At 65.3% G+C, this 14,169-nt stretch carries 9 protein-coding genes, 1 tRNA gene and 2 pseudogenes; 8 read left to right on the top strand and 4 right to left on the bottom strand.

Annotated features, from left to right (window positions below; all coding sequences use genetic code 11):
* The first annotated feature begins 193 nt into the window (after positions 1-193).
* Positions 194-278 (top strand) — tRNA-Leu (locus tag AB0I10_RS03135).
* A gap of 181 nt (positions 279-459) precedes the next feature.
* Here the strand turns inward: AB0I10_RS03135 and AB0I10_RS03140 are convergent.
* Positions 460-1,182 (bottom strand): hypothetical protein, encoded by a 723-nt coding sequence (locus tag AB0I10_RS03140; protein WP_363150535.1) that lies wholly within the window; start codon positions 1,180-1,182, stop codon positions 460-462.
* 370 nt (positions 1,183-1,552) lie between these two features.
* Between AB0I10_RS03140 and AB0I10_RS03145 the strand changes: the two are divergent.
* Positions 1,553-1,773, top strand: a pseudogene (locus AB0I10_RS03145) (DUF6302 family protein); the annotation flags it as partial.
* Between the two features lie 61 nt (positions 1,774-1,834).
* Here AB0I10_RS03145 and AB0I10_RS03150 read toward each other — a convergent pair.
* Positions 1,835-1,969 (bottom strand): hypothetical protein, encoded by a 135-nt coding sequence (locus AB0I10_RS03150; protein WP_363150854.1) that lies wholly within the window; start codon positions 1,967-1,969, stop codon positions 1,835-1,837.
* 566 nt (positions 1,970-2,535) lie between these two features.
* On the opposite strand from AB0I10_RS03150, the gene AB0I10_RS03155 reads away from it, so the two are divergent.
* The 4 genes from AB0I10_RS03155 (at position 2,536) to AB0I10_RS03170 (ending at position 6,312) form a co-directional block, all read left to right on the top strand.
* Positions 2,536-3,921: an MFS transporter gene (locus AB0I10_RS03155; RefSeq protein WP_363150536.1), complete on the top strand. Its 1,386-nt coding sequence runs from the start codon at positions 2,536-2,538 to the stop codon at positions 3,919-3,921.
* Positions 3,922-4,026: 105 nt separating this feature from the next.
* The gene (locus AB0I10_RS03160) at positions 4,027-4,509 is read left to right on the top strand and encodes a hypothetical protein (RefSeq protein ID WP_363150537.1); all 483 of its coding nucleotides are present in this window, start codon (positions 4,027-4,029) and stop codon (positions 4,507-4,509) included.
* Between the two features lie 119 nt (positions 4,510-4,628).
* Positions 4,629-5,150, top strand: coding sequence for a hypothetical protein (locus AB0I10_RS03165; RefSeq protein ID WP_363150538.1), 522 nt, complete (start codon positions 4,629-4,631; stop codon positions 5,148-5,150).
* On the top strand, positions 5,140-6,312 hold the full coding sequence (locus AB0I10_RS03170) for an MAB_1171c family putative transporter (protein WP_363150539.1): 1,173 nt from the start codon (positions 5,140-5,142) through the stop codon (positions 6,310-6,312). The genes AB0I10_RS03165 and AB0I10_RS03170 overlap by 11 nt, the downstream gene beginning before the upstream one ends.
* Before the next feature lie 394 nt (positions 6,313-6,706).
* On the opposite strand, the gene AB0I10_RS03175 is transcribed toward AB0I10_RS03170, so the two are convergent.
* Positions 6,707-7,522 (bottom strand): SDR family oxidoreductase, encoded by an 816-nt coding sequence (locus tag AB0I10_RS03175; RefSeq protein ID WP_363150540.1) that lies wholly within the window; start codon positions 7,520-7,522, stop codon positions 6,707-6,709.
* A gap of 250 nt (positions 7,523-7,772) precedes the next feature.
* Positions 7,773-8,512, bottom strand: a pseudogene (locus tag AB0I10_RS03180) (transposase family protein); the annotation flags it as partial.
* Between the two features lie 790 nt (positions 8,513-9,302).
* Between AB0I10_RS03180 and AB0I10_RS03185 the strand changes: the two are divergent.
* Positions 9,303-10,178, top strand: a complete 876-nt coding sequence (locus AB0I10_RS03185; protein ID WP_363150541.1) for a streptomycin biosynthesis protein — start codon at positions 9,303-9,305, stop codon at positions 10,176-10,178.
* Between the two features lie 690 nt (positions 10,179-10,868).
* A complete protein-coding gene (locus tag AB0I10_RS03190) occupies positions 10,869-14,165 on the top strand; it encodes an amino acid adenylation domain-containing protein (RefSeq protein WP_363150542.1) in 3,297 nt (1,098 codons plus the stop codon).
* The last annotated feature ends 4 nt before the right edge of the window (positions 14,166-14,169 follow it).

Here is a 14,169-nt window from a genome sequence, read left to right on the forward strand (position 1 = left end):
GCAGCTGCTCCCGCAACGGCGACAGCGCCCGCAGTCGCCGAGGTCCGCAGGGCCTCCACTCCCACCCGATTTGTCCCTCGCTGCCCATAAGTCGAGCTTATGTGTCGCACGGATACGCAGGTGAAAGGCACTCCGAAACCTTGGTATTGTTATCCATGTCGCCGCGGGGAACACCCCGTGAAGATCACACCTAGTCCGGGTGGCGGAATGGCAGACGCGCTAGCTTGAGGTGCTAGTGCCCTTTATCGGGCGTGGGGGTTCAAGTCCCCCCTCGGACACTCACCCCAAAATGCCTGGTCAGTACGCTGACCAGGCATTTTGCATAAGGATTCGACCGGGTGCTCGAAGCCGGAACACGTGAACCCTGGCAGAGTGGCGCGCTGACCTGGGCTTTTTCTAAGGTAAGGCCGTGGGGGTTCATATCGGCGCCACGGGGGACGCGGGGCGAGATCCGCCTCGCTAGCGGGCGTGGTTGACGCTGCGCGCCGCCTCCGCTGCGAAGGTATTTGCGGGTCGCGCAGTGGCACGTTGCTGCGTGTGAAGCTGATCGTGGGCATCGAGCAGGAACTCCCAAAGGGCCCTTGCGGCTGCGGGGGTCAGCTCAGGTGGTTCCTCCGGCACCACCACAGTGACCTTTGGGTGCCGCCGCTCTGTGTCTGCCACTGAAACCACCGAGCCTCTCCACCAGTACCGGCTGGCGGAGCGGGCGAGAACAGCAAGGGTCTTGGTCTCGCCCGGTCCCTGTCGCGGACGTCGCTCGTTGAGGAATCGTTCAAGCTCGGTGATGACGGCGGCGGTCTTGTTCGCTGCTCCGCTGGTCAGGTTGAAGACGTCGAGCGGGACTCCGAAGAAGTCCGCCAGCACTGACATGTACGGCGCGGTCGGCTGGGGTCCGCCCTCCTCGCGGAGGCGACGGATGTACTCGGCCGTGCTGGTGCCCGCGCCGTGGCGGTGGTTGATCTCGTCTGCTACCTGCTGGTTGGTGTACTCGACGTACCGACCCGGGCACTCAGGATCCTGGGGAGCAGACGCCTCGAACAGGAGGTTCAGTCGGGCGGCGAAGGTCGGCCGCCCGGGGTCGCGGACTGAGGTCGCGGGTAGTGGTCCTTCTTGACGAGTGGTCAGGTGATCACTACAACCGGTGGGCCAACGATCGTTGGACCACCCTTCACTCACAAACAATCATTTGACACTGATCATTTACCGACTTCCATGGATGCATGTAGGGTGCAGCGATCCTCCCGTGATCGCCCACTGTCCGCATGTCCGCCAGTCGATCTGGGCCGCCACCCAGAGGAGTCACCAGTGCCTTCCCCGTTACCGCAACCAACGAGCCGGCAGCGCGACCTGAACGAGAGTCAGTGCTTCGCTCGCTCGCGCTTGGCATCGAAATCGGCACGCCAACGCCTCTCCGTGACCTCGCTGGCCTCGACCAGCCGACTCGACGGGATGCCCGAGTGGGGTGGGCAGTAGTGGCGGCCCCGACTCCCCGCCGAAGGCACGTCGCCCTGGCCACCCACGGCCTCCTCGACTTCCTGGCCGGTGACGTGCGATGACCCCACGCCGAGCCACCTGTCCCGTGCCCGAGCTGCTGCCTGCCGTACATGCCTACGACTACGAGTTCATCGCTTGCCGCCTGTACGACCGCTACCTCCTGAAGCACAGTCACGCCATCCGTGTCTTCAGCGCTCCGCGCCTGGCGGTCCGGCCGGCGGCTGCCGACGCGGCGGATGCCTAGAAGCCGGGCCGGTGGAAGTCGCCATCGCGACCCGGTCCCTGCTGACAGGACGGCCCGGCTTCCCCAACGCACGCATCCAGCTCACCTCAGCCGCTCTCACCACAGCTCTGGATCGTCGAGTGGGGCGATCGAGCCGACGACTGGCCGCTCAGGGATCCGGAACGGGTGCGCTTCTACGGGTACTCCGACCGCGTCATCGACGAGGCCGTGGCCCGTCTGATTGAGCGACATCTGATGACAGTGCCCGCCGGCAAGCCTGGAGTCGCGCAATGAACCGAAACTTCGTGCCGGATACTGAGGTGGGCGTCAATCACCTCGGTGGGAGCGCGCGCGTCGGTACCAGCGTGCAGGCCGGCAGTATCGCCGCTGTACACATTGCACCTCGGCCAGGGCGCAGATGTGCCGTGGGCCCTCCCCTTCCAAACGCGAAAGGTGGGGTGAGAGAGGGAAGTCGACAGACACCAGCTTCGTGCGGCAGGGCTCTCCTTCGCTGTCACCCGTACGACGCTCGTCTGCTGCACCGGCCACCACGTCGGACATGAGTGGTGCCCTCTCCGTACCCGAGCGCTGGGTGACACCCAGCGCGGATCTGGTCCTGAGCAAGGAAGACTCACCGGCGCAGTGAGGCAACGAGCGCAATGCACGGTTGTGCGGCCCGAGGCGGCCCCGGACGCTACAGAGCGGACACCGTACCGTCAAGTCATCCGCTGAAAAGGGCAGCCCGGAATCGTTCCAGGCGCTACGGCCGCTCCGTGCACTTGGTAGCCACCTCTGGATGCTGCTGATGAGTTACTCCCGTGACGAGCAACCCGTCCCTCACAGTGATCTCTTGGAGCCTGATGCACCAGCGCCCGCGCACACCTACTGGACGCCCCTGGCTATCCCCCGCCCACAAGGCGGGACTCGCCGGTCTGGTGGGAACCGCGGTCGAGTGGTACGACTTCTTCGTCTTCTCCACCGCATCCACCCTGGTCTTCCCAGAGTTGTTCTTTCCCGGAGCGCAGCAGGCCACCGGTCTGCTGGCATCGTTCGCGACGTTCTGGGTTGGCTTTCTGGGCCGCCCTGTTGGTGCAGCGCTATTCGGCCATTTCGGGGACCGGTTCGGACGAAAACGCAGTCTGGTGGCGACACTTGTACTGATGGGGGCGGCTACCACAGGCATCGGACTGCTGCCTCGTTACGAGGAGGCCGGGATCACCGCTCCGGTGCTGCTGTGCATCCTGCGGTTCGTCCAAGGGATCGCAGTGGGCGGCGAATGGGGCGGCGCGGTGCTGCTGGCCGGTGAGCACGCGCCGCAGGGGCGCCGGGTGATCCTGACGGCCATGGTGCAGCAAGGGACCCCGCTGGCCTCAATCCTGACCAGCGCGGTCTTCCTCCCGTTCTCGCGACTGGGCGACGGCGAATTCCTGGCCTGGGGCTGGCGGGTCCCCTTCCTGCTCTCCACCGTCCTCATGGCCGTCGGCCTGGTCATACGGCTGAAGGTAGCCGAATCCCCGGAGTTCGAGGGACTGTCGGTGCAGGGGCGGGTGGCGCCCGCCCCGGTGCGTGACACCTTGCAGCGGCACTTCCCGAAGATGGCGGTGTGCGTCGGGGCCTGCGCCGTTCCGGTTGCCGGGACGTATCTGGCCGGCACCTTCGTGCTGTCCTGGGCGACCGTGCACATCGGCTTTCCCCGGGAGAAGGTGCTGGGCGTGGTGCTATGTGCGGCTGTCACCCGATTCCTGGTCCAGCCCGTCGCTGCGATAGCCGCCCAACGCTTGGGGGTCGCACGGATCTGCGCCCTGGGGCTGGCTCTGTACTTGCTCGCGGTTCCGGTCACCGTCCTAGCCTTGGGGAGCGGTTCGCTGGTCCGGATCGCGCTGGGGGTGTGCGCGTTGGAGTCCGCCAGCGCCGTCGTCTACGCGGTGGTCGCCGCGCTGCTCGTCGATGCCTTCCCGGTCCGGGTGCGCTACACCGCGATCTCCTTGGCTCAGCAGTTGGCCGGTGTGGTGTTCGGGGGCACGGCGCCGGCCCTGGCCCAGACCCTGGTCGCGGTGGGGCACGGCTCGCTGTGGCCGGTGGCGCTCTACCAGGCGTTTCTGGCCGTCCTGTCAGCCTGCTGCCTGCCGGCTCTGGCATCCGCCCGCCGCACTGCCACGGCGGCCGCATGCCCCCGCCCGGAGGCGATCAATGCGCCAGGATAGTTTCCGTGGGGCAACGTCATTGGCCGGGCTAGACTCTCTCCCTCTTGGCAGACGCCGGGTTGGCTCCTGCCTCCGTTGGGAGACCTCTGTTGGGAAGGGCGAGAGATGCGCAGTACCGGATCGGCACGCGGCGAGGACGACCGTCCGCTACTCCTGCAACTCGAGCAGCGCCTCAACAAGCTGATCGAGACGCTCTATCCCGACGAACGCACCCGGCCCGGTTACGCGCGGCTCGCCAAGGAGATCCGCGAGACGACCGGAGGGGCCATCTCTGCCACCTACCTCTGGGAACTGGCCACCGGAAAGAAACGCAATGTCACGCTGGAACAGTTGGACATCCTCGCGCAGTTCTTCGGAGTACCACCCGAATACTTCCTCAACGACGAGGTGTCGGAACGGGTCAATGCTCAACTGACGCTGGCCACCGCACTGCGCGACACCAAGATCCGCAGTCTGGCGCTGCGCGCCGAAGGGCTCTCACCTGCCAGCCTGGACGCGCTACTCACTATGGTCGACGAGGCCCGCAAACTGCAAAACCTCTCGGCGATGAACCACCCGAGTCCCCCCGCAGCCGGATCCCATGACTGAGGCAGCGTTCCCCTCGGAATACCCGGGTGGGCTGGGTCCGTTGTTACGCCACTGGCGTTCCGGATCGCACGCGCCCCGAAAGCGACCGGTCTTCCCCACAGCAGGCCATTGGGAGACGCATGCCGAAAAAGTACGCTCAATTACATCAGCGTTGCCAGTCGGTCCTGGACCAACTCAGTTTGCCAAATCCCTTCACCATCGATGCTTTGTGCCAGGAGCTGTCCGCCCAGCGGAGACGTCCGTTGCATCTGCATCCGCTGCCGCAACAGGACGTCCGGAACGACATCTGCGGAATGTGGCTCGCCACCGAGACCGACGACCACATCTTTTTCGAGCAGCGCACCAGCCGAGTGCACCAAGAGCACATCCTGCTGCATGAGATCGGGCACATGCTGTTTGACCACTGCGGCACGGACCTGAGCCACAGCGAGGTGTCTCAGGCCCTTCTCCCCGATCTGAGCCCGCAGTTGGTGCAACGGCTGCTCGGCCGCGCCAGCTACACCAACCGTCAGGAACAGGAGGCGGAGATGCTTGCCAGTCTGCTGCGCATCCGCGCTTCACAGTCCGCCGCCAGAGCTCCGCACGGCGTGCTGGGCCGGCTGGAAGCCGCGCTGGGGGCGCGTGCCGCGGATGAACGCTGAACCCTCCGACGTGCTGTGCTGGTTCGACTACATCTGTGTGGGCTGCCTGTGGCTGGCTCTGGCTTTGCGTGCCTCCGCCGGCCTGCGCACTCCTGAGCAGCGCGGACTGTGGTTGGCCGTGGCCACCGCTGTGGTGTCCATGACGCTCACGCTCCCCGCCGCAACCCAACTCTCTCTCCAGGTCCCTGGAGGGGTCCACACCATCGCCCTGGCACGGAACCTGATCGGAGTGCTCTCGTCGGGCGCAATCCTGTACTTCGTCTCGACGGCCGCCGGTGGCCGACTACGTCTGAGCGTGTGCTACATGACGAGCCTGGCCATAGTGTCCCTGCTGGTCCTGGATTTCCTGGCTCCGCTGCACCAGGAACACGCCGTGACGGGCCACGGTGCGCCGACTCCCTCCACTGCCTATTGGCTCGTCTTGGTTCTGGTCCATCTCGCCGCGGACATCTCCTGCACCTCCCTGTGCCGCCAGTACAGCAGACGCACGGACAATCCCGTCCTGAAGGCGAGCTTACGGATGTTCGGAATCGGCACCGCGCTCTCCGGCCTATTCTGGTTCTGCCAGCTCATCGACCTGCTGCTTCACACCGATCGGCTGCTGCCGTACCTCCCGTACGTCATGGACTTGCACGGGCTGCTACGGGCGATCGCCCTCCTGACACCCTCGCTGTGGGCCGTGCAGGGCGCCGTCGCAGAGATCTGCACCATCTGGTACCTGTGGCCGCTGTGGCACGACCTGGTACAGGCTGTGCCGAACGTCGCGTTCCTCAAACCCCGCCACCGACTGCTCGAGATCGTGTGGCCGCAGGCATCCTGGCGGCTGCTGGCCTACCGCAAGATCATCGAGACCCGGGATGCCATCCTCGTCCTCAATGACTATGTGGCCACCGGTACGTGGGCTCGCGCGCGCCGCCATGTGGCCGCTGTGGGGGTCGCTCACGCCAAAGTCGATGCGACGGTGCTCGCGTGTGTGATGACGGGGGCACGCAGCGCCAAGCTCGCCGGCTTGCCTCACCAGCAGTCCGCTGACGGTCGCGTCAACTTCGACAACGGCGACCTCGACAGCGAGAAGGCATTCCTCCTCGACGTGGCGCGAGCTTACGCCTCGGTCCCAGCCCGGAACTTCGCGATCCATCCGAACACATCCGGCAGGAAGTGAGTATTGATGACCAGCATCCTGATCACTGGAGCGACCGGCAGACCGGCTTGTACCCTGCGGGAGAACCCGATGGTGGTTCCCACCTCGGCTGTGATGAGCGAGGCCATCTGATCCTGGCAGGCAGCAAGTTCGTCAGACAACGCGGCCAGTAACTCGGCACGGCGATGAGGCGCGGTGGGAGGGTGTGCGGCCGGTCGAGAGCACTGGTGATCACTCGCTGCACGGCCAGCTCTGCCGTGGGCGCGTCAAGATATACGAGCCCTGTCTACTTTGGTCCGTGAACGGCGGCTCAGTTCCCCGCCGACGACGAACGCAAGTGTTCCGGCAGGGCCTGTCAATCCAACGGCTCTGTCGCACATCGGGCCCTGTGGAACGGGCCTGTCCCGGTAGTCCGCTACAGGCGCGGCGTGCGCGCCTCGATCCGGTAGTCGAAGGCGGCACCGCCGACGCCGACCGTGGTCATCCCGCCGTCGACGGTGAGGACGGCCCCGTTGACGTAGGACGCGGCGGGTGACAGCAGCCAGGCGATCGCCTCGGCGACCTCCTCCGGATGACCCGGCCGTCCGGCGGGAGTCAGCCGGTTCGCCTCCTCGTATGCCGCCTCGGCACCGCCCGCCAGCCCCGCCTCCGTCGCGAACCGCGCCATCCGCTGGTCGGCCATCTCCGTACGCACCCAGCCCGGGCACACCGCGTTGGCCCGCAACCCCTGCGGCCCGTAGTCGATGGCGAGGGAACGGCAGAGGTGGAGCAAACCCGCCTTGGACGTCGCATAGGCGGCGTTGCCGACGCTGTTGCGGAGCGCGGCGACCGAGGTGACCGCGACCACCGCGCCGCGGGCCGCCAGCAGATGCGGCAGCGCGGCACGCAGCAGCAGGAACGGGCCGGTGAGGTTGGTCCGTATCAGCTCTTCCCAGTCCTCGACCGCGGTGTCGCCGACCGCGCCGCCCCGCCCGATTCCGGCGTTGAGCACCACTCCGTCGAGTCTCCCGTAGGCCGTCACCGTCGTCTCGACGAGCTCGCGCACGGCCTCGGGGTCAGCCGCGTCGGAGGGGTGGGCCAGCGCTCCGGTCTCCTCGGCCACCCGGCGCAGTGGCTCGGGCCGCCGCCCGGAGATCACGACCTGGTGCCCGGCGGTGCGCAGCAGCCGGGCGGTGGCGGCCCCGATTCCCGTTCCCCCGCCCGTCACCAGGACAACACGCGGTTCCGACATGGTCGTTCGCCTCCGAAGATCGGCTTCCGGTTCCCCGCACTGCGAGCATACGAAGCACCGGCACCGCCGGGCCGACCGGGTGCAGCTGCCGTCGGCAGCACGCGGCTGGGTGCGGGGCGAGGAACGACCGCGGCGAACAAAGCGGCGATTAACCTCGCTCTTCCGGTTGGGATGGTGAGGGGGTTGGTGCGTCAACAACTTGTCGATGCACCGGGCAGTTTCGTGGAGTGAGCTTCTTGAGCGGTGCCGCTTCGAGGGTGAGGACGGCCTGAACGATTGATGTGAGGCGGTGGGGGCTGCAGCGGGCTTTGCGGAAGATTCGCCAGGTCTTTAGGCGGGCGAAGGCCCGCTCGATCGGGCTGCGCAGTCGGGAGTGCGCGCTGTTGACGCCCTTCTGGCGCATCGTGAGTTCGCGTCCGCAGTGACGCTTGAACGGGGTGTGAAGGTGCCGCCCGCTCCTTCGTACGCCTCGTCGGAGAGCACGGGGGTTCGTAGATACTCACAGACAGTGACGACGTGATGGGTGCGGGCGGCGGTGATGTCCACGGTCCGGCCCGCCAACGCGGGCGAGTACCAAAGGAGTTCGCCGGCCGGTCCGGTGACGGCCTGGATGTTCACGCCGTGCCGTCTGGCCTCGCCAGAGTAGTCGCGGATGTTGTCGTCGACTCGGTCGCACTCGGCGATGGCGCCGCCGACAAGCACGTACTGCGGCTTTGCCTGACGCAGCGCACGCAGCAGCGATGGGGCATGGTCCGCGAGAAGGCCGGTGACGCTGTGTACGTGGGGGTGAGCGGTGGCCTCGCTGATTCCGAAGCCCGCGGCGATCTTGCCGAGGGTGGCGTGTTCGCGCAGATACACCAGCGCCACCAGGGCCCGCCCCGATGGCCGGAGTTTGCAGCGGCGGTCACCCTCACGGGTGACGATGATGAGCATGGTGGCCCACTCCACCAGTGCATGTGGCAGGTCGAGTGCGCAATGATACGTGACCAACGAGGACCCCGGATCGGTGAGTTGGGACGTGAGACACCTCGCTCACCACTCCGAGGGCCTCGCCTGTCACGGGGCTCGCTCTCTCACCCAGTCAGTGACCAATGGGTGCGTTGCTTTCTGAGTGACCGGGTGGGCGTGCCTGGCGGGGCGTCGTCTCGTTGCGGTAGCTGGTGATCAGCTGTGGTGGGAGGCGGGTTGGGATAGGTGGCGACCCACCGCCACGGATCTACCAGCTCGCCCCCGCGAGCCGCTGTCCAGCACGAACCATCGGCCCCAGATACACGCCGTCCCACCAGCCGGCGGCGTGTTTCCGTACGTCAACCCCCGAATCCACGGACTACCCCGCTACATCAACTGCGGAACCCGGGATCTTGCGCCGCCGGATGAGTGAATTCAAGCCAGCATCGGCGCTGCCGCCACCGGCGTGATCGACTCCGTCGGCGTGCGGGCTGAATGTCGCACGGTGACCGATCGAGGCCTTGATCGGCAGGGAAGTGCTGACGGCCACGATCAGAGTCGGGCCTGGTCACACTGTCCGCCATAGCGGACAAGTTGACGTTCTGGCATCCGCTGTCTACCGTGGACGCCCGTCTCGGGTGGGGTGGGCAACGGACCCGCCGGTCCCTTCACTTGAGTGGAAGGAAGTGTCGTGTCGGGGGATTTAGGTCGACGGGCGGACAACACGAACCAGCCGGGGACGCAGGCTGAGGCAGGCCTCAACGGTTGGTCCCGGCCTACGGCATTGCCCCTGCAGCAGTTGCAGCTCGCAGAATCGCCCAGGTCCGCCGGCGTGGACGCGGAGCATGTGCAGAAGCTCGCCCGGATCGCGAATGCGCTGCCGCCCATCTTGGTCCACTGGCCCACGCTCCGCGTCATCGACGGGGTACATCGTGTGCATGCGGCACGTCTCCGCGGAGATGACCACGTGGACGTCTGCTATTACGAGGGCACCCCAGAGGACGCCTTCATTGAGGCGGTACGGCTGAACACTTCGCGTGGACTGCCTTTGACCCGGGCCGATCGCGCGGCTGCCGTTACGCGGATACTCGGCACGCACCCCCAATGGTCCGACCGTCTGATCGCCTCGGCTGCGGGGGTGACCGCCGGCACCGTGGCGGCGGCACGGCGGTGTTCAACTGCCCAGGACGGACAGTTGAACATGCGCAGGGGACGGGATGGCAGGCTGCGGCCGGTAGACCCGGCCGAGGGACGCAGGCGGGCCGGACGCCTGTTGGCCGTACAACCTGATGCCACGCTGCGGCAGATCGCGGACGAGGCCGGAATCGCGTTGGCCACGGCTCGTGACGTCAGGGAACGTGTGCGGCGCGGCGAAGACCCGGTGCCCCGTGGGCTTCGAGGGCCCGAAGCGGCATACGTCCCGAACGAGCCGGCGTCGGGGACGGACGCGGCGGTCACGTCCGGAACCGGGGACACGCGGATGGCGCAGCTCGTGACGCAACTCCGGAAGGATCCCTCCCTGCGGCTGACGGCAACAGGCAGGGAGCTGCTGCAGATGACGAATGCCCCGCTGCTCTTGCAGGGGGAAAAGGTGCAGCAATTTGTCCAAGCCGTCCCCGGGCACCGCACCGATTCAGTAGCCCAGATGGCACGGGGCTGTGCTCAGCGTTGGTTGGAATTCGCGGAACAGTTGGAGCGTCGTGCGTAAGGGGCGGTGAAACACCGCAGCCTCACGGACGGTCTGCCCCGAGGAACCGTGAGATTCCGGGCGGAGCTTCTCAGCGAGGCGAAGCTTCTCAGCGAGGCCACAAGACGATCGCCGTAACCCCGTTCGCGTGCACGCGGGCGCCGACTGCGGTCACGCTCACAGCCGCCACGGTTGCGCGGCCTTCAGTCACGAATGGGTGCCGCAATCGAGACCGTGCCCACTCGCAGCTGGTCGGACATACAGACCCAGCCTCGCTCTCGGGTGTTGTGCAGCAAGTCAGCGGGACCTGTCCGGAAGATTTCAAGTCCAGTGAGATGGTCATGCTGCTATGAGGTTGTTAAGGATTTTCCAGCAGCCATCTGCCCTGGAGGACGCCTGAGGCTGTTGCAGTTGAAAGTGCTTGATCGGCCGCCTCTGGTGATGCAGCATCGAGGAATCGCAGAAGATTCCAGCTAAATAGCTTCCGACTATCGAGGATTGGTCCTCCACGAGTGTGGACGGGATAGTCAGTCAGGATCCGATTGCTCATCTCAACCCCGCTCGTGGACTGATTCCTTGTACTCGAGTACGAAAATCGAGCCCTCCTCCATGCGGGCCCAACCAGAGGCGGGCGTCAGCGCCAGGGGGACGCGCGGTTAATCCGGCATAAACCGGCCATTCGTTGAAGTTACTCGAAGGGGCGTGACAGCGATGAGTAGTGATGAGATACGGCAACGGCCGGAGCGCGACAAAGAGATGACTGAGTCGGGGGAGGTGGAGCAGGTGTCGGCGGCGCGCGACGGTACTGATGTGGGTTATCGCGATATTCCGGTCCATGTTCTCGTTGAGCGGCGGGCTTTGATCGGTGGGGATCGGGTTGCGGTGGTTGATGGCACGGATTCGGTGAGTTATGCCGGGCTTGTGCGGCGGAGTGATGATATTGCCGCTGAGTTGCTGGCCAGGAATGTACGGCGCGGTGATCTGGTTGGTGTGTGTTTGCCTCGGGGAATCGATGCTGTTGCGTCCTTGTTGGCGATTCTCAAAGTGGGTGGTACCTGTGTGCCGCTCGCTTTGGAGCAGCCGGTTGGCCGGTTGGCTTTTATCCGGGAGGACAGCGGTCTAGCTGTGACCGTTACGACTACGGAGACTGCTGAGCAGATCGGGATCGAGTCTGGGCGGACTGTGTGTCTTGATACGGATATTGTTGCGGATTCGGCATCACGGCTGGGTTCTGTTCCGGTCGAGGTTTCTGGTGATGATGTCGCGTACGCTCTGTACACCTCGGGGTCGACCGGAGCTCCCAAGGCCGCGCTGCTCACTCATGCGAATATCAGCAATTTCGTCTTGTGGTGTCTGGATGAGGGTCTGGTCGACGGTGATAGTCGGGTGGCGCACGCGACGAACCTGGGGTTCGACGCGGCGATTTTTGACATTTTCGCGCCGTTGGCCGTGGGCGCCGTGGTGTGTGTGGTTCATCGCGAGGTCATTGTGTCGCCGGCCGCAACGGTGCGATGGTTCGTCGAGAATGAGATTACTGTTGGATTCCTGACCACGAGGGTGGCGGAGGCGTGCCTGGCCGAGCCGTGGCCGGCCGATGCCGCTATGCGGTGTCTGGTTACCGGTGGCGAGCAGGTCACCATGTGGTTGCCCGCGCACATTCCGTTCAAGGTCCTGCAGATCTATGGACCTACGGAATGTACTGTGTGCGTCGCGACGATGTTCCTGCCCCCGGAGCCTCCGGGTGGAGGGGTGCCGCCGTTTGGGCGGCCTATCAGGAACACCCGGATCTATCTGCTGGACCCGTCGGGACAGTTGGTGGCTGACGGTGAGCCGGGGGAGCTCTATATCTCTGGTGCCGGCGTGGGTGCGGGCTACTTGGACCGCTCCGAGCTCACCGCCCAGCGTTATCTCCCGGACCCGTTCGTTCCCGGTGCGCGCATGTATCGCACCGGGGACCTGTGCCGCATGAACCCTGAGGGCAACCTCGAATTCGTCGGACGGATGGACCACCAGGTCAAGCTCCGCGGCCACCGCATCGAACTCAACGAGGTCGAGGCCGCTCTGGCCTCCCACCCAGACGTGAACGACGTCGTGGTACTGCTCCGTGAAGACCGCCCCGGCGATAAGCGGCTGACCGCCTACTTCACCTACGCGTCCGGCGATGAACCGCCGGCGACCAGCGATTTACGCCGGCATATTTCCGAACGACTGCCGTACTACATGATACCGACCGGCTACGTCAGCCTGTCCCGCTTCCCGCTCACCCCCAATAACAAGGTCGACCGCAACGCGCTTCCCGCACCAGAGAACACCCGCCACGGTATGGCGGAAGATTATCTTGCGCCGAGGACGGACATCGAGCGCGACTTGGTCACGCTATGGGAAGAACTATTGGGGACGGCGCCGATCGGCGTCGATGACGACTTCCATGTCCTTGGCGGAGACTCGCTGATGGCGGGCCGGGTCGTTGAATGGATACGAAGCAATCATGCTGCGGACATACCTTTCTCCCAAGTGTTGGCCGGCGCCACGGTAGGAGAGCTGGCGGCACTGATTGAAGAGGGAGTAGGCAGCGCTGATCGAGCGCCGGGCCGGATAGCCATGATCGGCACGCGTGACGCTGATCACCCGGTCACAGCAACGTCAGGGCAGTTCGGCCTGTGGCTGCAGGAACAACTGGCGCCCCAGGACCGGGCCTACAGCGAGACGGCACTACTCACCATTCGCGGGTACCTCGAGCCCGCGCTGGTCCAGGACTGCCTGACCGACCTCGTGCGTCGTCACGAGGCACTACGCACATGCCTACGCATGGTCGAGGGCACGCTGCGGCAGATCGTGATCGACCCGGCGCCCGTACCTCTTGAACTGCACGACTGTGAGGAGGACGACGCCTGGGCGGTCGTTCAAAGGGAGCTGGTGGATCAGCTGACTCGGGTTCCCTTTGACCTGGCGAACGGACCACTGTTGCGCACCACGCTGCTGCGGGTGAGTCCGGAGCTCCATGTTCTTGTGCTGGCCATCCACCACGTTGCAGTTGACGGGTGGTCGCTGGATGTGTTGTTTGAGGAGTTCACCGAGGCGTATGCCGCGGCCTCATCGGACAAGTCGCTCGAACTCGCACCTTCCCCGGCCTTCGCAGATTTTGCAGCCTGGCAGAATCAGCAGATTCGGTGCGGCGGCTTTGAGCCCAGCGTCGACTACTGGCGTCAACATATGGCCGGGGCACCTTCGGTGCTGGAGATACCGACCGATCATCCGAGACCGGCCTCAGCTTCCGGTCCGGCCGCCGTCGTACGCGCAACGCTGTCGCCTGGAATCGTGCGTGCGCTGCGGGAATTCGGCAGCGCCGAACGTTTCACACCGTTCATGATTGTCCTGGCCGCTTATCAGGCCATGCTTGCGCGCTGGACCGCAAGCACCGACATTGTGGTCGGCGCACCGCTGGCCAACCGGCCGGCCGGCTTTCAGCGAACTGTCGGCTACTTCCTCAACTTGGTGCCGCTCAGGACCGAAATCTCTGGTTCGCTGAGCTTTCGGGACCTGTTGAGCCGCGTGCGGGACAACGTTCTGGGTGCCCACGACCACCAGGAAGTCCCATTCCCTCACCTGGTCGAGCAGCTTATGAGCACCAGGATTCCCGGCACCGCGCCGATGTTTCAGGTCGCGATCGTGTCGCAGGAGGTGCAGCGCCGTACATTCTCGACCACCGGGATCGATGTTGAATATCGGCACGGGTCCCCCCTCGGCGCGAAGTGGGACCTGACCCTGCACATCATCTCCAACCGCGCGGGCACGCTGCCCGGTATCCAACTGGAGTTGGAGTACCGCTCGGATCTGTTTGACGAAAAAACGATGACGAACCTCCTGGACTGGTTGTGTGATCTCCTCGATTCGGGCATCGCGGATCCGGACCGCCTGGTCGGGGACTGGGTGTCGCTGCCGGGCGTTGTCAGGATGGTGCCGGCGGAGATCACCGGTCGTTCATCGAAAATACTCGAAGGGGCGTAACAGT

Origin of the sequence: Streptomyces sp. NPDC050636, assembly GCF_040654775.1 — a bacterium.
In the GTDB taxonomy this organism is placed as follows: domain Bacteria; phylum Actinomycetota; class Actinomycetes; order Streptomycetales; family Streptomycetaceae; genus Streptomyces.